This window comes from Agrococcus sediminis (assembly GCF_007923295.1).
In the GTDB taxonomy this organism is placed as follows: domain Bacteria; phylum Actinomycetota; class Actinomycetes; order Actinomycetales; family Microbacteriaceae; genus Agrococcus; species Agrococcus sediminis.
In genome coordinates this window covers 98,072-120,454 of record NZ_VOIR01000016.1, presented here as the reverse complement: position 1 = coordinate 120,454, position 22,383 = coordinate 98,072, and the positions used below count along the sequence as shown (strand labels likewise).

21 protein-coding genes are annotated in these 22,383 nt (G+C 73.6%); 19 read left to right on the top strand and 2 right to left on the bottom strand.

Annotated elements, in window-relative coordinates; all coding sequences use genetic code 11:
• Positions 1 to 2: 2 nt before the first annotated feature.
• Complete coding sequence (pknB, locus tag FQ330_RS11180) at positions 3 to 1,928, bottom strand: Stk1 family PASTA domain-containing Ser/Thr kinase (RefSeq protein ID WP_146357578.1); 1,926 nt, start codon at positions 1,926 to 1,928, stop codon at positions 3 to 5.
• 65 nt (positions 1,929 to 1,993) lie between these two features.
• On the opposite strand from pknB, the gene FQ330_RS11175 reads away from it, so the two are divergent.
• Entirely contained in the window at positions 1,994 to 2,326 is a 333-nt protein-coding gene (locus FQ330_RS11175) for an Rv2175c family DNA-binding protein (RefSeq protein WP_225792830.1), read from the top strand.
• A gap of 7 nt (positions 2,327 to 2,333) precedes the next feature.
• Here the strand turns inward: FQ330_RS11175 and FQ330_RS11170 are convergent, their stop codons facing one another.
• Positions 2,334 to 3,455, bottom strand: coding sequence for a polyprenyl synthetase family protein (locus tag FQ330_RS11170; RefSeq protein WP_128188526.1), 1,122 nt, complete (start codon positions 3,453 to 3,455; stop codon positions 2,334 to 2,336).
• A gap of 62 nt (positions 3,456 to 3,517) precedes the next feature.
• On the opposite strand from FQ330_RS11170, the gene FQ330_RS11165 reads away from it, so the two are divergent.
• The 18 genes from FQ330_RS11165 to FQ330_RS11080 all read left to right on the top strand — a co-directional run bounded on the left by FQ330_RS11165 (position 3,518) and on the right by FQ330_RS11080 (position 22,357).
• The gene (locus FQ330_RS11165) at positions 3,518 to 3,898 is read left to right on the top strand and encodes a DUF3040 domain-containing protein (protein WP_146357575.1); all 381 of its coding nucleotides are present in this window, start codon (positions 3,518 to 3,520) and stop codon (positions 3,896 to 3,898) included.
• Between the two features lie 286 nt (positions 3,899 to 4,184).
• A complete protein-coding gene (gene mraZ, locus FQ330_RS11160) occupies positions 4,185 to 4,616 on the top strand; it encodes a division/cell wall cluster transcriptional repressor MraZ (RefSeq protein ID WP_128188524.1) in 432 nt (143 codons plus the stop codon).
• Positions 4,617 to 4,712: 96 nt separating this feature from the next.
• Positions 4,713 to 5,699, top strand: a complete 987-nt coding sequence (rsmH, locus tag FQ330_RS11155; protein WP_146357573.1) for a 16S rRNA (cytosine(1402)-N(4))-methyltransferase RsmH — start codon at positions 4,713 to 4,715, stop codon at positions 5,697 to 5,699.
• Entirely contained in the window at positions 5,696 to 6,367 is a 672-nt protein-coding gene (locus tag FQ330_RS11150) for a hypothetical protein (protein ID WP_146357571.1), read from the top strand. The genes rsmH and FQ330_RS11150 overlap by 4 nt, the downstream gene beginning before the upstream one ends.
• Before the next feature lie 94 nt (positions 6,368 to 6,461).
• Positions 6,462 to 8,243, top strand: a complete 1,782-nt coding sequence (locus tag FQ330_RS11145; RefSeq protein ID WP_128188521.1) for a peptidoglycan D,D-transpeptidase FtsI family protein — start codon at positions 6,462 to 6,464, stop codon at positions 8,241 to 8,243.
• Between the two features lie 29 nt (positions 8,244 to 8,272).
• Positions 8,273 to 9,847 (top strand): Mur ligase family protein, encoded by a 1,575-nt coding sequence (locus FQ330_RS11140; RefSeq protein WP_128188520.1) that lies wholly within the window; start codon positions 8,273 to 8,275, stop codon positions 9,845 to 9,847.
• Positions 9,847 to 11,250, top strand: coding sequence for a UDP-N-acetylmuramoyl-tripeptide--D-alanyl-D-alanine ligase (locus FQ330_RS11135; protein WP_146357568.1), 1,404 nt, complete (start codon positions 9,847 to 9,849; stop codon positions 11,248 to 11,250). Before FQ330_RS11140 ends, FQ330_RS11135 begins: the two co-directional genes overlap by 1 nt.
• Entirely contained in the window at positions 11,250 to 12,350 is a 1,101-nt protein-coding gene (mraY, locus tag FQ330_RS11130; RefSeq protein WP_146357566.1) for a phospho-N-acetylmuramoyl-pentapeptide-transferase, read from the top strand. Before FQ330_RS11135 ends, mraY begins: the two co-directional genes overlap by 1 nt.
• A complete protein-coding gene (gene murD, locus FQ330_RS11125) occupies positions 12,350 to 13,849 on the top strand; it encodes a UDP-N-acetylmuramoyl-L-alanine--D-glutamate ligase (RefSeq protein ID WP_128188517.1) in 1,500 nt (499 codons plus the stop codon). Before mraY ends, murD begins: the two co-directional genes overlap by 1 nt.
• A complete protein-coding gene (gene ftsW / locus FQ330_RS11120; protein WP_146357564.1) occupies positions 13,812 to 15,062 on the top strand; it encodes a putative lipid II flippase FtsW in 1,251 nt (416 codons plus the stop codon). Before murD ends, ftsW begins: the two co-directional genes overlap by 38 nt.
• Complete coding sequence (locus tag FQ330_RS11115) at positions 15,059 to 16,147, top strand: UDP-N-acetylglucosamine--N-acetylmuramyl-(pentapeptide) pyrophosphoryl-undecaprenol N-acetylglucosamine transferase (protein ID WP_146357739.1); 1,089 nt, start codon at positions 15,059 to 15,061, stop codon at positions 16,145 to 16,147. Before ftsW ends, FQ330_RS11115 begins: the two co-directional genes overlap by 4 nt.
• Positions 16,144 to 17,547, top strand: a complete 1,404-nt coding sequence (murC, locus tag FQ330_RS11110) for a UDP-N-acetylmuramate--L-alanine ligase (protein WP_128188515.1) — start codon at positions 16,144 to 16,146, stop codon at positions 17,545 to 17,547. Before FQ330_RS11115 ends, murC begins: the two co-directional genes overlap by 4 nt.
• On the top strand, positions 17,544 to 18,680 hold the full coding sequence (locus FQ330_RS11105) for a cell division protein FtsQ/DivIB (RefSeq protein WP_128188514.1): 1,137 nt from the start codon (positions 17,544 to 17,546) through the stop codon (positions 18,678 to 18,680). The genes murC and FQ330_RS11105 overlap by 4 nt, the downstream gene beginning before the upstream one ends.
• A gap of 167 nt (positions 18,681 to 18,847) precedes the next feature.
• A complete protein-coding gene (ftsZ, locus tag FQ330_RS11100; protein ID WP_225792828.1) occupies positions 18,848 to 20,017 on the top strand; it encodes a cell division protein FtsZ in 1,170 nt (389 codons plus the stop codon).
• A 5-nt stretch (positions 20,018 to 20,022) separates the two neighbouring features.
• A complete protein-coding gene (locus FQ330_RS11095; protein ID WP_146357562.1) occupies positions 20,023 to 20,697 on the top strand; it encodes a YggS family pyridoxal phosphate-dependent enzyme in 675 nt (224 codons plus the stop codon).
• 27 nt (positions 20,698 to 20,724) lie between these two features.
• Positions 20,725 to 21,195 (top strand): cell division protein SepF, encoded by a 471-nt coding sequence (locus FQ330_RS11090; RefSeq protein ID WP_128188512.1) that lies wholly within the window; start codon positions 20,725 to 20,727, stop codon positions 21,193 to 21,195.
• A 14-nt stretch (positions 21,196 to 21,209) separates the two neighbouring features.
• Positions 21,210 to 21,518: a YggT family protein gene (locus FQ330_RS11085; protein WP_164877036.1), complete on the top strand. Its 309-nt coding sequence runs from the start codon at positions 21,210 to 21,212 to the stop codon at positions 21,516 to 21,518.
• Between the two features lie 113 nt (positions 21,519 to 21,631).
• Positions 21,632 to 22,357, top strand: a complete 726-nt coding sequence (locus FQ330_RS11080; protein ID WP_146357560.1) for a DivIVA domain-containing protein — start codon at positions 21,632 to 21,634, stop codon at positions 22,355 to 22,357.
• Positions 22,358 to 22,383: the final 26 nt, after the last annotated feature.

Sequence of the window (22,383 nt, the reverse complement as noted above, 5' to 3'; positions counted from 1 at the left end):
CGTCAGTAGGTGGCGTCGAGGGCGACAGTCGCGCCCTCGACGACCGACTCGCCGGCCTCGGTGCCCTGCGACACGATGTCGGCGCCCGGCGCGCCCCACAGGGGCTCCGGGATGTTCGTCGTCAGGTCGGGCTGGAGCCCCGCCTCCTCGATCGCGCGCAGCGCGTCGGGGATGGGCATGCCCACCACGTCGGGCACCTCGACCATGCGGGGCCCGAGGGAGACGACGCCGGTGACGGTGTCGCCCGCGCGCATGTGGCGGTCGCTCGGCACGGTGACGCTGATGAGCACGCCGGCGGGCACGTCGGCCGAGTGCTCCTCGGCCGAGAAGTCGGCCTCGAGCCCGGCGGCCTCGAGCGCCGCGCGCGCGTCGTCGGCCGACTGGCCGGCCGCCGCGGGGATGGGCCCGAGCGAGACGCGCAGCGCGATGGGGGAGCGCTCCTCGAGCTCCTCGAGCTCGGTCAGCACGGTGCCGTCGGGCGCGTAGCCGGCGATGACGGTGCCCGCGGGGCTCGCGTCGAAGATCTCGTCGAGCGGCTCGGCGACGGCGAACTCGGCGGCCTCGATGTCGGCGCGCGCCTGGTCGAGCTGCAGGCCGGCGACCTCCGGCACGGGGAGGCTGCGCCGCCCCGACGAGAGCACGAGCTGCACCGAGTCGGCGCTGCGGATCTCGGTGCCGGCGGGCGGATCGGTGCGCAGCGCGTGGCCGGCGGGAATGTCGTAGTGCGGCTCGGTGACGCTGCCGGCGATCTCGATGCCGCGCTCGGCGAGCAGCTGCTCGGCCGCCGCCTGCGGCTCGCCAGCCACCTGCGGCACGGTCGCGTTGCCGCCGGGGCCGAGGTTGAACCACCAGCCGATGCCGGCGGCGAGGAGCGCGCCCAGCAGCACGGCCGCGAGCCACAGCATCCCGCGCCTGCGCCGCACCGTGACCCGGCGGGCGAGCGCGGTGGTCGCGACGCCGTCGCCGCCGTCCTCGACGACCTGCGGCTCGACGGGCGCGCCACGACGCGGCTTCCGGGGCCGCTCGATGACGGTCGTCGAGCGGTCGTCCTCGGTGACCGCCGGCAGCACCGACGTCGGCCGGTCGAGGCCGCGCGCGCGCACCGCGTGCACCTCCTCGAGCATCTCGGCGGCGTTCGCGGGGCGCAGGTTCGGGTCGCGCTGCGTCGCCCAGTGGACGAGCGAGTCCATCCCCTCTGGCACGTCGCCCGCGACGCTCGAGGGCAGCGGCACCTGCTCGTTCGCGTGCTGGAAGGCGATCTGCATCGGCTCGTCGCCCGTGAACGGCTGGGTGCCGGTCAGCATCTCGAAGAGCATGATGCCGACCGCGTAGATGTCGCTGCGGGTGTCGGCGACGCCGCGCGTGACGAGTTCGGGGGAGAGGTAGGCGATCGTGCCGAGCAGCGCCTTGCCGGTCGCGGTGTTGGCGGTCGCGGCGCGCGCGAGCCCGAAGTCGCCGATCTTGATGCGCCCGTCGTGCGCGAGCAGGATGTTCTCGGGCTTCAGGTCGCGGTGCACGATGCCGGCGCGGTGTGCGGCGGCGAGGCCGGCGAGGATCGCCTCGAGCACGTCGAGCGACTGCTCGGCGGTGATGCGGCCGCGCTCGGCGAGCAGGTCGCGCAGCGTGATCGACGGCACGAGCTCCATGACGAGCCACGCGAGGTCGCCGTCCTCGCCCTGGTCGTACGTGTTCACGACGTTCGGGTGCGCGAGCCGCGCCGCGGCCTTCGCCTCCTGGATGAAGCGCTCGCGGAAGTCGGGGTCGTCACCGAGGTGCGGGTGCATGACCTTGACGGCGACCTTCCGGTCGAGCCGTCGGTCGACGCCCTCGTAGACGCTCGCCATGCCGCCCCGCGCGATGCGCTCGCTCACCTCGTACCGGCGGTCGATCAGCCGTCCGATGACGGGATCGCGGGAGTCGACGGGCACGTGCCGAGGATAGGCGGGATGCGGCCGGTTCCCCGTGATCCACGCCGTCCGCCATCATGGGAGCCGTGACGCAAGACACCACCTGGCTCTCCGTGCCCGACCTCGTGACCCTGCTCGGCCAGCCGGTCGGGCGCATCCACCGCCTCATCGAGGAGCATCGCCTGCCGGCGACCCGCCGCAACGGGCGGCTCGAGGTGCCCGCCGCCGCGATCCGCGACGGCGAGCCGCTGCCGGAGCTGCGCGGCACGCTCCTCGTGCTGCTCGATCAGGGCATGACCGACGACGAGGCGATCGACTGGCTGCTCGCCGAGGACGACTCGCTCGGCACCGCGCCGATCGAGGCGATGCGCGCGGGCGCGAAGTCGGCCGTGCGGCGCGCGGCGCAGCTGCTCGGCTGAGCCGGCGTCAGCGGTCGCGCTTCGCGACCGTGTCGGCCAGGCGCTCGAGCTCGAGCACCGCGGAGCGCGACAGCGCGCCCTCGTGCAGCGCCTCGAGCGCCTCGCCGACGGCGCGGTCGATGAGCGCCTCGAGCCGCGCGGGCGCCTCCGAGCGCTGGATGGCGTCCTGCAGGATCGCGACCTGGCGGTCGTCGAGCTCGCGGTCGCCGAGCAGCTCGTCGAGCATCGTGCGCACCCCCGAGCCGAGGCGCTGCCGCGCGATCTCGATCAGCACGGTGCGCTTGCCCTCGCGCAGGTCGTCGCCCGCAGGCTTGCCGGTGACCTCGGGGTCGCCGAACACGCCCAGCAGGTCGTCGCGCATCTGGAAGGCCACGCCGACGGGCAGGCCGTAGCCGGCGAGCGCGTCGAGCTGCCCCTCGTCGGCGCCCGCGAGCAGCGCGCCGAGCGTGAGCGGCGCCTCGACCGAGTACTTCGCCGACTTGTAGACGGCGACGGTGTGCGCGCGGTCGAGCAGCGCCGCCGGCTCCTGTCGGATCCAGGCCGCCTCCTCGAGCACGTCGAGGTACTGGCCGAAGGTGACCTCCTCGCGCATGCGACGGTAGGCGTCGTGCACGGCGTCGCCGTGCGCCGTGCCGCGGCACGCGAGCAGCATGCGGTCGTCGGCCCAGTTCAGCAGCAGGTCGCCGGCCAGGATCGCGGCGCTCGTGCCCCACGACGCGGCGTCGCCGACCCACTCGCCCTCGCGGTGCATCCGCTCGAGCGAGCGGTGCATCGCGGGCCTGCCGCGCCGGGTGTCGGATGCGTCGATGATGTCGTCGTGCACGAGGGCGGCGGCGTGGAAGAGCTCGATCGCGGTCGCGACGCCGACGACCTGCGCCCACTGCGGATCCTGCTCGGTGCCGGTCGTGCGGTCGGCCCCGTCGCGGGAGGCGGTGACCGCGTGCCAGCCCCAGAGCACGAACGCGCTGCGCACGCGCTTGCCCCCGGAGACCATCTCGCGCACGAGCCGCAGCACGGGCGCGGCGTCGCCGGAGATCTCCGTGAGGGCGCGCTCGCGCTCGTCGAGGTACTGCTGGATCGAGCCGTCGACGGCTCGGGCGAAGCGCTGCTGTGCCGACACAACCCACATGCTATTGACAGCGACAGCGCGTACACTGGCCATCCGCACCGGTCGAGCGAAGGGGGTGCGAGATGGGCCTCTCCGAGCACGAGCAGCGACTGCTCGACGAGATGGAGCGCAATCTCTACAAGCACGAGGCCGACATCGTCACCGCCTCGAGCGGTCCGCGCACGGTCGACTACACGAAGGTCGCCGTCGGCGTCCTCGGCATCGCGATCGGGCTCGTGCTCATCGTGGTGGGCGTGTCGATGAAGCTCGCCGTCCTCGGCGTCCTCGGCTTCGGCATCGCCGTCGCCGGTGCGCTGTGGGCGCTGTCCGCGTCGAAGCCCGCGACCGGCGACGACGTCGCGCCCGGCGCGCGGCCCAGCGAGGGCCCGGCGTCGGCGAAGCAGGGCCCCAACCTCATGGACCGCCTCGCGCAGGAGTGGGACGACCGCAACCAGCGGGGCTGAGCCTCCGCCGCGGCGGCCTCCACCGCGCTCCACCCCAGGGTCGACTCGAGAGAGTCGGCCCTTTCTCTTCGCCTCCCGCAGCCGCCCCGGGCGCGCTCGCCGCGCCCGGGGCGTCTGCGCGCCGACAGGGCGTCGAAAGCCCTCCACCGCCGCATCCCTTGCCATTCCTGGCGACTCGGGCGAGTCGTGGACAGATTCTCGAGATTTGTGGCGGCGAGTGGAGTAGAGTGGAGGAAGTCGGAAGGATCCGACGCAACTGCTCGCAGGCCGGACGAGAGGGGGCGATGTGTTCCTCGGCACCCACACGCCCAAGCTCGACGACAAGGGCCGCGTCATCCTCCCCGCCCGGTTCCGGCAGGAGCTCGAGGGCGGCCTCGTCCTCACCCGCGGGCAGGAGCGCTGCATCTACGTCTTCTCGGTGCGCGAGTTCGAGCGGGTGCACGAGCAGATCCGCCAGGCGCCGCTGACCTCGTCGGCGGCGCGCGACTTCCTGCGCCTGTTCCTCTCCGGCGCGTCGAGCGAGCAGCCCGACAGCCAGCACCGCGTCACGATCCCGGCCAACCTGCGCGAGTACGCGGGCCTCGGTCGCGAGCTCACCGTCATCGGGGCGGGCACGCGGGCCGAGATCTGGGACACCGAGGCCTGGAACGAGTACTACGCGGCCAAGGAGGCCGACTTCGCGAGCACCACGGAGGAGGTGATCCCCGGCATCTTCTGACCCGGCTCGTGACCCCCAGCTGTCCGCCGCGCCGCACTTCCCCGGCGGCGCGTCGAACGGATGGGGATCAGGGACCGGGACGGAGCAGGGAACGACATGGACGCATCCGACCTCCACACCCCCGTGATGCTCGAGCGCACGCTCGAGCTGCTCGCCCCGGCGATCGCCGCCGCCGTCGAGGCGGGCCGCACGCCCGTCGTCGTCGACGGCACGCTCGGCATGGGCGGCCACACCGAGGCGCTGCTGGCCGCGCACCCGACGCTCGTGGTCGCCGGCATAGACCGCGACCCCGACGCCATCCGGCTCGCCGGCGCGCGGCTCGCGCGCTTCGGCGACCGCTTCGTGCCGGTGCAGACCACCTACGACCGCATCGACCTCGCGGCCGAGGCCGCCGGCGTGCGGCTCGTCGACGGCATCCTGCTCGACCTCGGCGTCTCGAGCCTGCAGCTCGACGCCGCCGACCGCGGCTTCGCCTACGCGAAGGACGCGCCGCTCGACATGCGCATGGGGCAGTCCGGCGACGTGACCGCCGCCTCGATCCTCGCCGAGCGCAGCGACCGCGAGCTGTCGCGCCTCTTCCGCGAGTACGGCGACGAGAAGCTCGCCGACCGCTACGCGCGCGCCATCGTGGCCGCACGGGCGACGGCCCCGATCGAGACCTCTGCGCAGCTGGTCGACATCCTGCAGGCGGCGACGCCGCGCGCGCTCTCGAACCAGGGCCACCCCGCGAAGCGCGTGTTCCAGGCGCTGCGCATCGAGGTCAACCAGGAGCTCGCGATCCTCGAGCGCACGATGCCGGCGGCGATCGCCGCGCTCGCGGTCGGCGGGCGCATCGTCGTGCTCGCGTACCAGTCGCTCGAGGACCGCATCGTCAAGCGCGCCCTGCAGGCCGCCGCCTCCTCGACGGCGCCGCTCGACCTGCCCGCCGAGCTGCCCGAGCACGCGCCGCAGCTGCGGCTGCTCGTGCGCGGCGCCGAGCTCGCCGATGAGGACGAGCGCGCGGCCAACCCCCGATCGGCACCCGTCCGCCTCCGTGCGGCGCAGCGCATCCGACCCGCCTCGATCCCGGAGGAGCTGGCATGACCACCGCAGCCATCGTCGACCTGCACGCCCAGCCCCAGCGCCACCCGGAGCGCCAGGGCGAGCCCGAGCGGCACCTGCGCGCGCTGCCCCTGCCCGCGATCGCGCCGCGCCGAGCGCCGCGCCTCGTGCACGGGGCCGTCGCGCTCACCGGGCTCGCCGGCATCGTGTGCGCGCAGCTCGGCCTGTCGGTCGTCATCAGCGAGGGCGCATACCGGCTGAGCGACCTGCAGGTGCAGTCGACGACCCTCGCGCGCGCCGAGCAGATGCTCGCCGAGGACGTCGCGGTGCTCGCGTCCCCGCAGCACATCGCCGTCGCCGCCGACGAGCTCGGCATGCTCGCCGGCCAGCCCTCGCAGTTCCTCACGATCGCCGGCACCGCGACCGCGGGCGGGCCCGACGCGCTGCACATGCAGGCGCCCGCGCTCGACCGCTTCGGCATGTATGTGCCGAACTCCCTCCTCACCGAGCAGCCGCAGGCGGCCGCCGCCGTGCAGCAGGCGCAGGTCGAGGCGGCGAGGCCCTACCCGGGCATGCTGCTGCCTGCGGGCGAGTCGCCCTTCTCCGGCGACCCGACCGTGGCGCAGGCCGAGCAGGCCGGGCAGCCGCAGCAGCCGCAGCAGCCCGCCCCGGGCACGCTGCTGCCCGCCGAGGCCAACGCCGGCGGCTGAGGGCGTGGCGGCCGGGCGAGCAGCCGGGGCGCCGATACCGTGCTGACGACCTGATCGAGGCTCGCGATGCGAGCGGAATGGAGCGGAGGTGCCCGTGGTCGCCAAGCGGAACCGGAGTCGCGACCGCGTGCGGACGACGATCATCGCCGTGCTCACCTTCGCGATGCTCGCGGGGTTCGTCGTGCGCCTCGCCGACATCCAGCTCGTGCGCGCCGAGGCGCTCAACGCCGAGGCGGATGGGCGCCGCGGCGTCTCGCAGACCATCTTCGGCACGCGCGGGCCGATCGTCGACTCGACGGGCACCGTGCTCGCCGAGAGCGTCGACCGCTGGGACCTCACGGTGTCGCCGCGGTACACGCGGGACCTCCAGCCCGACCTCGACGGCGTCGAGGCGGTCGTGACCGTCGGCGACGCGCTCACCGAGATCGGCCGCATCACCGGCGACGACCCGCTCGACCTGCAGGCGCGCATCTACGCCGAGCTCGAGCGCAACCCCGATTCCGACTACCTCATGCTCTCGAGCGGGCTCGACGTCGAGCAGTTCGAGGCGGTGCAGGCGCTCGACCTGCCGTACGTGTACCTGCGCCTCAACCCGCAGCGCCTGTACCCGGCGGGCTCCGTCGCCGGCAACCTCGTCGGCTTCATGGGCCAGAGCGAGCCGCTCGCGGGCATCGAGCGCAGCCAGGACGAGTGCCTCGCCTCGGAGCCCGGCAGCCGCGTCTTCGACCGCTCGGCCGACGGCACGCCCATCCCGGGCTCGATGCTGACCGAGCCGGCCGTCGACGGCGGCACCGTCGAGCTCACGATCGACAGCGACGTGCAGTACCAGGTGCAGCAGCTCACCGCGCAGTACACGACGCAGCTGCGTGCGCGCAGCGGCACGAGCATCGTGATGCGAACCGACGGCAGCATCGTGGCGGTCGCCGAGTCGCCGACGGTCGACCCGAACGACCCGTCGTCCTCTGAGCAGCAGGACCGCGGCTCCCGCGCCTTCACGGCCGCCTACGAGCCCGGCTCGATCTTCAAGACCTTCTCCTTCGCGGCGATGCTCGACCTCGGGCTCATCACGCCGAGGGACGAGCTGAGCGTGCCGTGGACGTACACGGCACCGGGCGTGCGCGTGCGCGACGCCTCCTCGCACCCCGTCGAGCAGTGGACGGCCGCCGGCATCCTGGTGAACTCGTCGAACTCCGGCATGGTGCGGCTCGCCGAGCAGATGGATCGCGGCGACTACTTCGAGTACCTCGACCGCTTCGGCTTCGGCGAGCAGACCGCCGTCGGGTTCGCCGGCGAGCAGTCGGTGCCGCTCCGCGACGCCTCCGCGCTCGACCCCCAGACGAGCCTCAACGTGCTCTTCGGGCAGGGCATCGCGACGACGCCCATCCAGATCGCCTCGGCCTACCAGGCGCTCGCGAACGGCGGCGTGCACCTGCCGGCGCGGCTCATCGAGGGCTGCACCGATGCGGCGGGAGAGGTGACCCGTCCCGAGCAGGGGCAGGGGGAGCGCGTCGTCACCGACGCCACCGCCCGGCAGACGCTCGAGGTGCTCGAGAACGTCGTCACCGACTACGGCTACGACACGTTCCCGATCGACGGCTACCGCATCGCCGCGAAGACCGGCACCGCGCAGATGGCGTACGAGAACGGCGGGGGCTACGACCCCGACCGCATGATGATCTCGGTCGCCGGCGTCTTCCCGGTCGACGACCCCCAGTACGTGGTCGTGACCATGTACGACAGCCCGCAGACGCTGCGCACCAGCGCGGGGGCCATCCCCGCCTTCCACGATATGGTGAACCTCCTGATCCGCCACTACGACATCCCTCCGAGCACCACCCAGCCGCCGGAGGTCCCGCTCGAGTGGACCGCGGACTGAGCAAGCGACACCTGAGCACTGAGGAGAGGATGTCCGTGGCGGGCGTGACCCCGAGGATCCTGCGACCGGAGCATCCCGCACCGAGGCCCCTCACCGGCCTCGTGGAGGCGTTCGAGCTCGAGGAGCGCGACGACCTCGACGGCGTCGAGGTGACGGGCATCACGATCGACTCCTCCGACGTGCAGCCCGGCGACATCTTCGCCGCGCTGCCGGGCGCCCACCGGCACGGCGCCGAGTTCGCCGCCGGCGCCGTCGAGCGCGGCGCGGTCGCCGTGGTCACCGACCCCGCCGGCGCAGGCGTCGTCGAGGCCGACGTGCCGGTGATCGTCGTCGACGACCCGCGCGCGGCGCTCGGCGAGATCGCCGCGTGGGTGTACCGCACCGAGGAGCAGCCGCCGAAGCTCTTCGGCATCACGGGCACCAACGGCAAGACCTCCACCTCCTTCATGCTCGAGGGGCTGCTCGCCGACCTCGGCTTCGTCACGGGCCTGTCGACCACGGCCGAGCGGCACGTGGGCGACCTCGTCGTCACCTCGAAGCTCACGACGCCCGAGGCGAGCGAGCTGCACGCGCTCCTCGCCCGGATGCGCGAGGCGGGCGTGCGCGCCGCCGTGCTCGAGGTGAGCGCGCAGGCGCTCGAGCGGCACCGCGTCGACGGCGTGCGCTTCGACGTCGTCGCGTTCACGAACCTCAGCCACGACCACCTCGACGACTACGGCTCCATGGAGGCGTACTTCGACGTGAAGCTCGAGCTCTTCACGCCCGACCGCGCCGAGCGCGGCGTCGTGTGCGTCGACGGCGACTGGGGCGTGCGCGTCGCCGAGCGCAGCCGCATCCCCGTCACGACGCTCTCGAGCGATCCCCAGCGCCAGGCCGACTGGCACGTCGACATCTGGGAGGAGACGCCGACCTCGACGTCGTTCACCCTCACCGGCATCGACGGCGGCGCGATCGAGGTGCAGGTGCCGTTCATCGGCCGCCACATGGCGGTCGACGCGGCGATCGCGATCCTCATGCTCGTCGAGGCGGGCTTCGAGCTCGAGGCGATCGCCGAGGTGATCGACCGCGGCATGCGCAGCACGCTGCCCGGCCGCATCGAGCGGGTCTCCGGCGAGGAAGGGCCCGCCGTGTTCGTCGACTACGGCCACAGCCCCGACGCGTTCGCGCAGACGCTCGAGGCGCTCCGCCGCGTCACCGAGGGCCGGCTCATCATGCTCTTCGGCGCCGACGGCGACCGCGACGCCACGAAGCGCGCCGACATGGGCCGCATCGCCGCCGAGCTCGCCGACGCCGTCGTCGTGACCGACTTCAACCCCCGCACCGAGGACCCGGCGGCCATCCGCGCGCAGGTGCTCGCCGGCGCGCGCGCGGCGGCCGGCGGCAAGCCCGTCATCGAGTCGTCGCCCGAGGAGGCGGCGATCCGCGCCGCGCTCGAGCTCGCCGGCCCGGGCGACACCGTGCTGTGGGCGGGCCCGGGCGACGCCGACTACCGCGACGTCGCCGGCGTCCGCGAGGCGTTCGTCGCGCGCGACGAGGCGCGCCGCGCGCTCCAGGAGGCCGGCTGGCCGGTGCGCGACGACCTCGCGCGGCGGGAGCAGCACTGATGCTCCGGATGCGCGCGAGCGAGATCGCACAGGCCGTGGGCGGCGTGCTCCACGGCGAAGACGCGGTCGTCACCGGCTCCGTGGAGACCGACTCACGCCTCGTCACGCCCGGCGGCGCGTTCTTCGCGATGCCGGGAGAGGTCACCGACGGGCACCGCTTCGTCGACGCCGCGCTCGCCGCGGGCGCGGCGCTCGTCGTCGCCGAGCGGCCCCTCGAGCAGGACGTGCCGCACGTCGTCGTCGCCGACGGCGTCGTCGCGCTCGGCGCGCTCGCCGCCGAGGTCATCCGCCGCGTGCGGGCGGCGGGCGAGCTGACCGTCATCGGCGTCACGGGCTCCAACGGCAAGACGACGACGAAGAACATGCTGCAGGCGATCCTCGAGGAGCACGGCCCGACCGTCAGCCCCGTCAAGTCGTTCAACAACGAGGTCGGCGCGCCGATGACGATGCTCCGCATCGACGAGGCGACCCGCTTCCTCGTGCTCGAGATGGGCGCGAGCGTCGTGGGCGACATCGCGCGCCTCACGGCCATGGCGCATCCCGACCTCGGCGTCGTCCTCAAGGTCGGCCTCGCCCACGCGGGGGCGTTCGGCGGCGTCGAGGCCACGACCCGGGCGAAGACCGAGATGGTGCAGGACCTCGGCGAGCACCACGTCGCCGTGCTGAACCGCGACGACGAGCGGGTGCGCGGCATGGCCGCGGCGACCCGCGCCCGCATCGCCTGGTTCGGCACCGAGCCCGGCCCGGCCGACGAGCCGACGACGCTCTGGGCGAGCGACGTCGAGTCGACGCTCGAGGGCACGCTCGCGACGATCCACCGCGGCGACGAGTCGTGGCCGCTGCGCCTGCGCATCCTCGGCGAGCACCACGTCATGAACGCGCTCGCCGCGCTCACGGTGGCCGACGCGCTCGGCCTCGACCTCGAGCGCGCGATCGCCGCGCTCGGCACGATGCCCCGCGCCGAGCGCTGGCGCATGGAGCTGCTCGAGCCCGGCGGCGGCATCACCGTCATCAACGACGCCTACAACGCGAGCCCCGACTCGATGGCCGCGGCCCTCCGATCGCTCGCGCACATGACGAGGCAGGCAGCTCGCCGCTCGGTCGCGGTGCTCGGCGAGATGGGCGAGCTCGGGCCGCTGTCGGCCGAGGAGCACGACCGCGTCGGCAGGCTCGCCGTGCGGGTGCGCATCGACCGGCTCGTCGTCGTCGGCACCGGCGCGAAGGCCATCCACGACGCCGCCGAGCTCGAGTCGTCGTTCGGCCAGGACACCGTCTGGGTGGAGGATGCGGAGCAGGCGGAGGCGCTGCTGCGCTCGAGCCTCGAGCCCGGCGACGTCGTGCTCGTCAAGTCGTCGCTGTCGGCGGGCCTCAAGGACCTCGGCGACCGGATCGGGGGCGTCTGATGCTCGTGCTGCTGGCCTCGGCCGCGATCGCGCTGCTGGTGTCGCTGCTCGCGACGCCGCTGTTCGTGCGCGGCTTCACGCGCATCGGCTGGGGCCAGTTCATCCGTGACGACGGCCCGCAGACGCACCACGTCAAGCGCGGCACGCCCACGATGGGCGGCCTCATCTTCATCGTGGCGACGCTCGTCGGCTACTTCGGCGGGAAGCTCATCGGGCAGGACCCGCCGACCTGGCCGGTGCTGCTCGTGCTGCTGCTCATCGTCGGCATGGGCGCCGTCGGCTTCGTCGACGACTTCCTGAAGATCTCGAACCAGCGCTCGCTCGGCCTCGGCGGCTGGGCGAAGGTCGCCGGCCAGCTCGTCGTGTCGGTGCTCTTCTCGGTGCTCGCGATCACCGTGCCCGCTGGCCCCGACGGCCGGCCCGTCGTCGACGTCACGATCTCGGGCGTGCGCGACATCCCGTGGCTCGACCTCGCGCCGTGGGGCGCGGTCGGCGGCATCCTCTTCGTGCTCTGGATCACGATCATCAACGTCTCGGCCGCCAACGCCGTCAACGTGACCGACGGCCTCGACGGCCTCGCCACGGGCTCGACGATCGTCGCGATGGTCGGCTACGCCTTCATCGCGTTCTGGCAGTCCAACCAGTCGTGCCGACCCGGCGGCTCCGCCGAGGAGAACCTCTACCGCTGCTACGAGATCGCGGCGCCCCTCGACCTCGCGACGCTCGCGGCGACGCTCTGCGGCGCGCTCATCGGGTTCCTCTGGTGGAACACGAGCCCCGCGCAGATCTTCATGGGCGACGTCGGCTCGCTCGCCCTCGGCGGCGCGCTCGCCGGCCTCGCGGTCATGACCGACACCCACCTGCTGCTGCTGCTCATCGCGGGCCTGCCGATCATCGTCACCGGCTCCGTCATCGTGCAGCGCGCCTACTTCAAGGCCACCGGGGGCAAGCGCGTGTTCCTCATGACGCCGCTGCACCACCACTTCGAGCTCAAGGGATGGGCCGAGGTCACGATCGTCGTGCGCTTCTGGATCATCGCGGGACTGTTCGTCGCAGCCGCGGTGGGCCTGTTCTACTTCGAGTGGACGATCCACGGCTGATGCGCGACCTCGACTCCCTCACCTCCTGGCGCAGCGACTGGTCGGGCCTGCGCGTCGCGGTGCTCGGCCTCGGCGTCACCGGCTTCGCCGCCGTCGACACGCTCGCCGAGCTCGGCGCATCCGTCACCGCCGTGGCCGAGCGCGTCGACGACGAGCGCCGCACGATCCTCGGCGTCCTGGGCGTGCCGATCGTCGACGCGGCGGCCGCCGAGGTGCCCGAGGCGCTCGCCGACGCCGAGCTCGTGATCGCCTCGCCGGGCCTCCGCCCCGACCACCCGTGGCTCGTCGCCGCGGCCGAGCGGGGCATCCCGGTGTGGGGCGACATCGAGCTCGCCTGGCGCGTGCGCGACAAGGTGCGCGCGGCCGAGTGGATCCTCGTCACGGGCACGAACGGCAAGACCACGACGACGCAGCTCACCGCGCACATGCTGCGCGAGGCGGGCTTCCGGGTCGCGCCGGTGGGCAACATCGGCACGCCCGTGCTCGACGCCGTGCGCGACCCCGAGGGCTTCGACGCGCTCGTCGTCGAGCTCTCGAGCTTCCAGCTGCACGGGCTCGCCGAGGAGGGGCCCGGTGCCCTGTGGCCGCACTCGGCGGCGTGCCTCAACATCGACGACGACCACCTCGACTGGCACGGGTCGGCCGAGGCGTACCGCGCGGCCAAGGCGAAGGTGTACCGGAACGCGCGGGTCGCGGCCGTCTACAACGTCGAGGACCCGGCGACGATGGCGATGGTCGAGGAGGCCGACGTCGTCGAGGGCTGCCGCGCGATCGGCTTCGGCCTCGGCGTGCCCGGGCGCAGCGACCTCGGCATCGTCGACGGCGTGCTCGTCGACCGCGCGTTCCTCGACGACCGGCACCGGCAGGCGCTCGAGCTCGGCACGCTCGACGACCTCGTGCCCGGCGGCCTGCGCTCGCCGCACATGGCGCGCAACGTGCTCGCGGCGGCGGCGCTCGCGCGCGCCTTCGGCGCCGAACCCGCCCACGTGCGGGACGCCATCCGCTCCTTCCGCCTCGACCGGCACCGCACCGAGCTCGTCGCCGAGGTCGACGGGGTGCGCTGGGTCGACGACTCGAAGGCCACCAACCCGCACGCGGCCGAGGGCTCGCTCAGCGCCTTCGACCGGGTCGTGTGGATCGTGGGCGGCCTGTTCAAGGGCGCCGACGTCGCGCCGCTCGTCGAGCGGCACGCGGGTCGCATCGTCGCCGCCGTCGCGATCGGCGTCGAGCGCGCACCGGTGCGGGAGGCGTTCGCGCGACACGCGCCGGGCATCCCGCTCGTGGAGGTCTCGACGGCGGACACTGGAGCCGTGATGCGGCTGGCCGTCGAGGCGGCCGCAGCGCACGCCGCGCCCGGCGTCACGGTCCTGCTGGCGCCGGCGGCCGCATCCATGGACCAGTTCGACGACTACGCAGACCGCGGCGACCGCTTCGCCGAGGCGGTGCGGGGGAGGGGAGCCCATGGCGACGACGACCGCGGCCCCCGCGCGCACGACTGACGGCGCCGCCTCCAGGATGGGCCGACGCGCGCTCGTGCGCGTGCGCTCGATGTTCGGCGCGCCGACCCTCAACGCGGCGCTGCTGCTCGGCACCACGCTCTTCCTGGTCGCGTTCGGCCTGATCATGGTGCTCTCGTCCTCATCGGTCGAGAGCTACGTGGCGGGCGGCTCGTTCTTCACCGACTTCGCCAAGCAGGGCGCCTTCGCCGCCGTCGGCATCGTGCTGATGCTGCTCGCCGCGCGCATGCCCGCGCACGTGTGGCAGCGCGTCGCGTGGCTCGGCATCATGCTCGGCATCGCGCTGCAGGTGCTCGTCTTCACCCCGCTCGGCTTCGGCGCGAACGGCAACCGCAACTGGATCGGCGTCGGCGGCTTCTCGCTGCAGCCGTCCGAGTTCGTCAAGGTTGCGCTGTGCGTGTGGCTCGCGATGATCATGACGCGCAAGCAGCGCCACGTGACGAGCTTCTGGCACGCGTGGATTCCGGCCGGGCCGGTCGCCGGCCTCTCGATCGGCCTCGTGCTGCTCGGCAGCGACCTCGGCACCGTGGTGATCATGACGATGCTCTCGTTCGGCGCGCTGTGGTTCGCCGGCGTGCGCTGGTGGCACCTGCTGCTGCCGGCCGCCGGGCTCGCGCTGCTGGCGGTGCCGGTCGTGCTCTCGAGCCCCTCGCGCGTGCGCCGCATCACCGCGTTCGTGCAGGGCTGCACCGACGCCGACTACTACTCGGGCTGCTGGCAGCAGCTCCACGGCACCTGGGCGCTGTCGGCGGGCGGCCTCTTCGGCGTCGGGCTCGGCAACTCGCGCGCCAAGTGGTCGTGGCTGCCCGAGGCCGACAACGACTACATCTTCGCGATCATCGGCGAGGAGCTGGGCCTGCTCGGCGCCGTCGTCGTGCTCGCGCTCTTCGCGCTGCTGTCCTGGACGATGCTGCGCATCGTGCGGCACGCGCGCCTGCAGATGACGCGGGTCGTCACCGGCGCCGCGATGGTGTGGCTCACGGGCCAGGCGATCGTCAACATCGGCGTCGTGCTCGGGCTCCTGCCCGTGCTCGGCGTGCCGCTGCCCTTCATCTCCTCGGGCGGCTCGCAGCTCATCGCCGCGCTCCTCATCGTCGGCGTCGTGCTGTCGCTCGAGCGCGTCGACAACCCGATCGTGCGGGGCGAGCGCCCCGCGCTCTCGCCGACGCCCGCGCCGGCTCCGGCGGAGGGCTGACCGTGCGCGTCCTGCTCGCCGGCGGCGGCACCGCCGGCCACGTCAACCCGCTGCTCGCGACCGCGCAGCGGCTGCGCGAGCGCGACCCCGGCGTCGAGCTGACCGTGCTCGGCACCCGCGAGGGCCTCGAGCGCGAGCTCGTGCCGCGCGCGGGCCTCGAGCTCGTCACGATCGAGAAGCTGCCGTTCCCGCGCCGCCCCGACGCCGCGGCGCTGCGCTTCCCCGCCCGCTGGCGCCGCGCGGTGCGCGAGGTGCGGGCGCTGCTGCGCGAGCGCCGCATCGACGTCGTCGTCGGCTTCGGCGGGTACGCCGCGGCGCCCGCCTACCGCGCGGCCCGGCTCGAGGGCATCCCGATCGCCATCCACGAGGCGAACGCGAAGCCCGGCATGGCCAACGTGCTCGGTGCGCGCTGGACGCCCTTCGTCGGCCTCTCGTACCGGCCGACCACGCTCGCCGGCGAGGTCGTCGGCATGCCGCTGCGCCCCGAGATCACCGGGCTCGACCGGGTCGCGCTGCGCGACGAGGCGGTGCGCGAGCTGGGCCTCGACCCCGAGCGACCGACGCTCCTCGTCACCGGCGGCTCGCAGGGCGCGCGCTCCATCAACCGCACGATCGTCGCCACGGCCGCCGACATCGTCGCCGCCGGCTGGCAGATCCTGCACCTCTCGGGCGGCAGGCAGACCGACTTCGAGCCCGCCGACGTGCCCCACTACGTCGCGATCGAGTACCTCGACCGCATGCACCTCGCGCTCGCCGCCGCCGACCTCGTCGTGTGCCGCGCGGGCAGCCTGACGGTGTCGGAGCTCATGGCCGTGGGCCTCCCCGCCGTGTACGTGCCGCTGCCCTACGGCAACGGCGAGCAGGGCATGAACGCCGCCGACCAGGTCGCGGCCGGGGGAGCGCTGCTGGTCGACGACCGCGAGTTCACGGCAGAATGGGTGCGCGCGCGGCTCGTGCCGCTGCTGGAGGACGCCGATCGGCTCGCCGAGATGGCCTCCGCCAGCGCGGGCGCCGGCGCGACCGACGGCAGCGACCGCATGAGCGACCTCATCGAGCGGGCCGCAGCCACGAGGAGGAAGCCGTGATCGAACCCGATCTCACCCAGCCCATCCCCGAGCAGATCGAGCGGGTGCACTTCATCGGCATCGGCGGCTCGGGCATGTCGGGCATCGCGCACATGATGCTCGACGCCGGGCTCGCGGTCTCCGGCTCCGACCGCAGCGGCTCCGCCGCCGTCGACCGGCTCGTCGAGCGCGGCGCCCGCGTCGCGATCGGCCACGACGCCGCCAACCTGCCCGACGAGGTCGACGCGGTCGTCGTCACGAGCGCGCTCTGGCCCGACAACCCCGAGCTCGTCGCGGCCCGCGAGCGCGGCGTGCCCGTGCTGCACCGCTCCCAGGCGCTCCACGTGCTCGCGCGCGGCAAGCGGGTCGTGGCCGTCGCGGGCGCCCACGGCAAGACGACGACGACGGGCATGCTCGTCGTCGGGCTGCACGGCCTCGGCATCGACGCATCCTTCGTCAACGGCGGCGTCATCGCCGGCCTCGACGCCTCGAGCGGCCACGGCAGCTCCGACGCGTTCGTGCTCGAGGCGGATGAGTCGGACGGCTCGTTCCTGCTCTACGACGTGGCCGTCGCCCTCATCACGAACGTCGACACCGACCACCTCGACCACTACGGCACCCCCGAGGCCTTCGACGCGGCCTTCGCCGAGTTCGCGAGCCGCGCGAGCGAGGCCGTCGTCATCTCGGCCGACGACCCGGGCGCGCAGCGCGTGCGCGCGCGCATCCGCCATGACCGCGTCGTCACGTTCGGCGAGGCCGCCGACGCCGACGTGCGCATCGTCGACATCCGGGTCGGCGCGAGCGCCGCGGCGACCGTCGAGATCGCCGGCGAGCGCTTCGACGTCGAGGTGGGCGTGCCCGGCAGGCACAACGCCGTGAACGCGGTGGGGGCGCTCGCGACCCTCGTCGCGATGGGCGTCGCGCCCGTCGACGGCGCGCACGCGCTCGCGGGCTTCCGCGGCACCGGGCGCCGGTTCGAGCTGCACGGCGAGCGACGCGGCGTGCGCGTGTTCGACGACTACGCGCACCACCCCGCCGAGGTCGACGCCGCGCTGTCGGCGGCGCGCACCGTGATCGGCGACGGCCGCATCATCGCCATCCACCAGCCGCACCTGTACACCCGCACGCGCGACATGGCGGGCGACTTCGCCGCCGTCTACGAGCGGGTCGCCGACCACACCGTGGTGCTCGACGTCTACGGTGCCCGCGAGGACCCGATCCCCGGCGTCACCGGCGCGCTCGTCGCCGAGCGCTTCCAGGACGACGCCGACGTCGACTACCTGCCCGACTGGCAGCAGGCGGCGGAGCGGGCGGCGGAGCTCGCGCGCGAGGGCGACATCATCGTCACGCTCTCGTGCGGCGACGTCTACCGGATCATCCCGCAGGTGCTCGCGGCGCTGGAGGAGGGCGACGGGTCGTGAGGCGGCCCGACGGCTTCGACCGCCGCACGGACGAGCCGGTCGAGGCGGCCGCCGACGCGGCCGGAGGCTCGAGCCTCGAGGCGCTGCGCCGTCGCCGCGACGCCGCGCTCCGCGCCATCGCGGCGCACGAGGCGGCCGCGACCCCTCGCCGCTCGGCCGAGCGGGAGCCGGAGCCGGAGCGCGAGCCGAGGCGCTGGGCGCTGAGCGCCTACGCCGACCTCGACGACGGCGCCGACCCGACGCCGGCGACGGACGGGCCGGAGCCCGCGCCCCTCCCCGACGAGGAGCGCGGCTCGCTCGCCCAGCGCGTCGACCGCGCCTGGCGCGAGGCGCTGCGCGAGCAGCGCCGCCTCGACCGCGAGGAGGCGCGCGAGACGCGCCGCGAGGCCAAGGAGGCCAAGCGCGCCCGCGTGCGCCGGGAGCGCGCCGAGGTGCGGCGCTTCACCGCCGCCCGGCGACGGCAGGTGCGCGCGGCGCTCCTCACCGGCGGCGGGCTCGCGCTCGCGCTGCTGCTGCTCGTCGGGCTCGTCTGGTCGCCGCTCATGGCGGTGCGCGAGGTGCGTGTGCAGGGCGTCGAGCGGCTCGACGCCGCGGTCGTGCAGGAGGCCCTCGGCGACGCGATGGGGGAGCCCATCGCCACCGTCACCGAGGAGGGCGTCGCGCAGCGGCTCTCGACGATCCCGCAGATCGAGTCGTTCCGGGTGGATGTCGTGCCGCCGTCGACCGTGATCGTGCACGTCGTCGAGCGGCGCCCGGTGGCCATCGTGCCCACCGCATCGGGGGAGGCCGTCATCGACGCCGCGGGCGTCGCGCTCGGGCCGGTCGACGAGTCGACCGCGATGCTGCCGCGGCTCGACGGCGTCGAGCTCGGCAGCGCCGAGTTCGAGGCGATCGCGGCCATGCTCGTCGCCGTGCCGACGTCGGTGCTCGAGGCGACGGCGACCATCAGCGCCCCGACCGAGTCGGACATCCGCCTCTCGCTCACGAGCGGCCAGACCGTGCTGTGGGGCGGCGCCGACGAGAGCCGGCTGAAGGCCGACGTGGTCGCGGCGCTGCTCGCGACGCAGGATCCGGCGGTCGCGGTCGTGCTCGACGTGCGCGCCCCCGAGCACTCCGTCGTGCGCGGCTCCTGACCCCCGCGAACCTGACGAATCCTTTTCTTGGCGGATCCGCCGACGACACACCGAGTCGCTCCCGACCCGCGCACCCCCGCGGACGTACCGTCGAACTCGTCAGCATGAAGTGAGGAATTCTCTAAACTTCAACTAGAGGTTGAGAGTTCGATCGAGGGGCCGGAACCGTGACTTCCAACAACAACTACCTCGCCGTCATCAAGGTGGTCGGCGTGGGCGGCGGCGGCGTGAACGCCGTGAACCGCATGATCGACCTCGGCCTGCGAGGCGTCGAGTTCATCGCCATCAACACCGACGCGCAGGCGCTGCTGCTCAGCGACGCCGACGTCAAGCTCGACGTCGGCCGCGAGCTCACCAAGGGCCTCGGCGCAGGCGCCGACCCCGAGGTCGGCCGCCGCGCCGCCGAGGACCACGCGGAGGAGATCGAGGAGGCGCTCGCGGGCGCCGACATGGTCTTCGTCACCGCGGGCGAGGGCGGCGGCACCGGCACGGGCGGCGCGCCCGTGGTGGCGCGCATCGCCAAGAGCCTCGGCGCGCTCACCGTCGGCGTCGTGACGAAGCCGTTCTCGTTCGAGGGCCGCCGACGCCAGGCGCAGGCCGAGACGGGCGTCGAGGCGCTCAAGAACGAGGTCGACACGCTCATCGTCGTGCCGAACGACCGGCTGCTCGAGATCTCCGACATGGGCATCTCGATGGTCGAGGCGTTCGAGACCGCCGACCAGGTGCTGCTCGCCGGCGTCCAGGGCATCACCGACCTCATCACCACGCCGGGCCTCATCAACGTCGACTTCGCCGACGTGAAGTCGGTCATGCAGGGCGCGGGCTCCGCGCTCATGGGCATCGGCTCGTCGCGCGGCGCGGACCGCGCGATCAAGGCCGCCGAGCTCGCCGTCGCGAGCCCGCTGCTCGAGGCGAAGATCGACGGCGCGCACGGCGTGCTGCTGTCGATCCAGGCCGGCAGCAACCTCGGCATCCACGAGACCTACGACGCCGCCAAGCTCGTGCAGGAGGCGGTGCACCCCGAGGCGAACATCATCTTCGGCACGGTCATCGACGACACGCTCGGCGACGAGGTGCGCGTGACGGTCATCGCCGCGGGCTTCGACGGCACCGGCCCGATCGCCAAGGTCGACGACTCCGTGATCCGCACGGCGTCGCGCACCGAGATGGGCCTGCGGCAGTCGACGCCGAGCGCCCCGGCGTCCGACGCCCACGAGGCGCCCGAGCGCCGCCCCGTCCCGGCGCCCCCGGTCGCCGACCACCTCACCGGCCCCGTCCAGCCGCTGACCCAGGTGGACGAGGAGGAGGACGAGTTCCTCCCCGACTTCCTGCGCTGACACGCATGGCAGACGCCCCCGCCGCGCGCCTGGCCGCCTTCCTCGAGCAGCTCGAGGGGGCGCGCCGGGCGCGCGGCGTCACGCTGATCGTCGTCACGAAGCGGCATCCGGCCTCGCTCGTGCGCGAGCTCGCGGCGGCGGGGCAGCGCGACTTCGGCGAGAGCCGGCACCCCGAGTCGCGCGACAAGGCGGCGGCGCTCGCCGACCTCGACCTCACCTGGCACTTCGTGGGCCAGCTGCAGCGCAACAAGGCGCGGCAGGTCGCCCGCTACGCCGACGTGCTGCACTCGATCGACGCGCCCGAGCTCGTGGAGGCGCTCGAGGGCGGCGAGCCCGGCGACGAGCGCCCCGTGCGCGACGCGCTCGTGCAGGTCAACCTCTCCGGCGACCCCGCCCGCGGGGGCGTCGCCCCCGACGGCCTTGACGCGCTCGCCGAGCGCGTCGCCGCGTCGTCGGCGCTGCGGCTGCGGGGCGTGATGGCGGTCGCGCCGCTCGGCGAGGAGCCCGCTGCCGCGTTCGAGCGGCTCGCCCGCCTCGCCGAGCGCGTGCGCGCCGTCGACCCCGCAGCCGACTGGATCTCGGCGGGCATGAGCGGCGACTGGCGCGAGGCGCTCGAGCACGGCGCGACACACCTGCGGATCGGCACCGCAATCACGGGAAACCGCCCGCTCGGCGGATAGCGTGAACCAGGCCACGAGGAGGATCCCATGAGCAACGCACTGAAGAAGGCGGCGATCTACTTCGGCTTCGCCGAGGAGGACGAGCTGACCCAGGAGGTCCGCCCGATCGAGCGGACCGAGGAGCACGACCGTGCACACACGCACCAGCCGCGCGAGCGCGTCGAGGAGCCGCGCCGCGCTCCCGTCACGAAGCTCCGCGCAGCGCAGAAGGTGAGCGACATGAGCGAGATCCTCACGGTGCACCCGCGCCAGTACAAGGACGCCAAGGCCATCGCCGAGGCGTTCCGCGACGGCACGCCGGTGATCATCAACCTGTCGCAGATGACCGACGGCGACGCGCGCCGGCTGATCGACTTCTCGGCGGGCCTCACGCAGGGCCTCGAGGGCCGCATCGAGCGCGTGACGACCAAGGTCTACCTGCTGACGCCCGAGCACATCGCCGTCTCCGGCGGCCGCTCGGTCGACGAGGACGCGGACTCCGCCGTCTTCGCGCACTGAGCCCCGTCAGCTCAGTGCCGATCGTCTCGATCCTCGCCTGGATCGTCCACACCGCAGCGCTGCTCGCGTTCTACGTCTTCTGGGCGCGGATCATCCTCGACTTCGTGCGGCAGCTCCGGCGCGACTGGAAGCCCTCCGGCTTCTGGCTCGTGCTGTCGGTGTGGATCCTGCGGGTGACCGACCCGCCGCTGCGCTGGGTGCGCCGGTTCGTGAAGCCGGTGCGCGTCGGCGGCGCGATGCTCGACCTCGCGATGCTCGTGCTGCTCCTCGGGCTCATCCTGCTCATGACCGTGGTCGGCCCCTTCCGGGCGCTCAGCGCCTGAGGTGCCGCGCGGGCGCGGCGGGCTAGGATCGTCAGCACGCCGTCCGCGACGGGTACAGTGAATCTGCGCTGCGCGCCCGATCGGGCGCGGCAGCCGACGAAGAAAGGCACGACATGGCACTGACTCCTGACGACGTCGTCCACAAGCGCTTCGAGACGACGCGCTTCCGCGACGGCTACGACCAGGATGAGGTCGACGACTTCCTCGACGAGGTGGTCACCGAGCTTCGTCGACTCACCGAGGAGAACGACGCCCTCCGCGCCGAGAACGAGCAGCTGAAGCAGGGCGGCGCCGTCGCCGCGCCCGCCGCTGCGCCCGCCGAGGCCGTCGAGCACCCCGACGCCGCCGAGCTCGAGCAGCTCCGCGTCGAGAACGAGCGCCTCAAGGAGCAGCTCGCCGAGCGCGAGGCCGAGCCGGCCCCCGTCGCCGAGGTGCCGCAGGACGACGTGGTCACCGAGCCGCAGGCCGCGGAGCCGCAGCCCGAGGGCGCCGCGCCCGCCGTCTCGAACGCCGATGGCCTGCTGGCGCTCGCGCAGCGCGTCCACGACGAGCACGTCGCCGCGGGCGAGGCCCGCCGCGACGAGCTGATCGCCGCCGCCGAGGCCACCGCGCAGCAGATCGAGGACGACGCCGAGCAGCGCAAGGCGGTGCTCAACCAGGAGTTCGACGACGAGAAGAAGAAGCTCGACGAGCAGAAGGCTGCCCTCGAGCAGAAGATCGACGAGCTCAAGAGCTTCGAGCGCGACTACCGCCTGAAGCTGCGCGGCTACATCGAGAGCCAGCTGCGCGACCTCGACCGCTCGTCCTCGCTCGCCTTCGGCGGCCAGAGCGGCAGCTGATCGCGCACTCTGTGGCAGACGACTCG

Excerpts from the sequence above, each read along its gene's own strand:
- FQ330_RS11170 (WP_128188526.1), bottom strand. The coding sequence starts at position 3,455 with ATGTGGGTTGTGTCGGCACAGCAGCGCTTCGCCCGAGCCGTCGACGGC.
- FQ330_RS11165 (WP_146357575.1), top strand. The coding sequence starts at position 3,518 with ATGGGCCTCTCCGAGCACGAGCAGCGACTGCTCGACGAGATGGAGCGC.
- rsmH (WP_146357573.1), top strand. The coding sequence starts at position 4,713 with ATGGACGCATCCGACCTCCACACCCCCGTGATGCTCGAGCGCACGCTC.
- FQ330_RS11150 (WP_146357571.1), top strand. The coding sequence starts at position 5,696 with ATGACCACCGCAGCCATCGTCGACCTGCACGCCCAGCCCCAGCGCCAC.
- FQ330_RS11140 (WP_128188520.1), top strand. The coding sequence starts at position 8,273 with ATGTCCGTGGCGGGCGTGACCCCGAGGATCCTGCGACCGGAGCATCCC.
- FQ330_RS11135 (WP_146357568.1), top strand. The coding sequence starts at position 9,847 with ATGCTCCGGATGCGCGCGAGCGAGATCGCACAGGCCGTGGGCGGCGTG.
- mraY (WP_146357566.1), top strand. The coding sequence starts at position 11,250 with ATGCTCGTGCTGCTGGCCTCGGCCGCGATCGCGCTGCTGGTGTCGCTG.
- murD (WP_128188517.1), top strand. The coding sequence starts at position 12,350 with ATGCGCGACCTCGACTCCCTCACCTCCTGGCGCAGCGACTGGTCGGGC.
- ftsW (WP_146357564.1), top strand. The coding sequence starts at position 13,812 with ATGGCGACGACGACCGCGGCCCCCGCGCGCACGACTGACGGCGCCGCC.
- FQ330_RS11095 (WP_146357562.1), top strand. The coding sequence starts at position 20,023 with ATGGCAGACGCCCCCGCCGCGCGCCTGGCCGCCTTCCTCGAGCAGCTC.
- FQ330_RS11090 (WP_128188512.1), top strand. The coding sequence starts at position 20,725 with ATGAGCAACGCACTGAAGAAGGCGGCGATCTACTTCGGCTTCGCCGAG.
- FQ330_RS11080 (WP_146357560.1), top strand. The coding sequence starts at position 21,632 with ATGGCACTGACTCCTGACGACGTCGTCCACAAGCGCTTCGAGACGACG.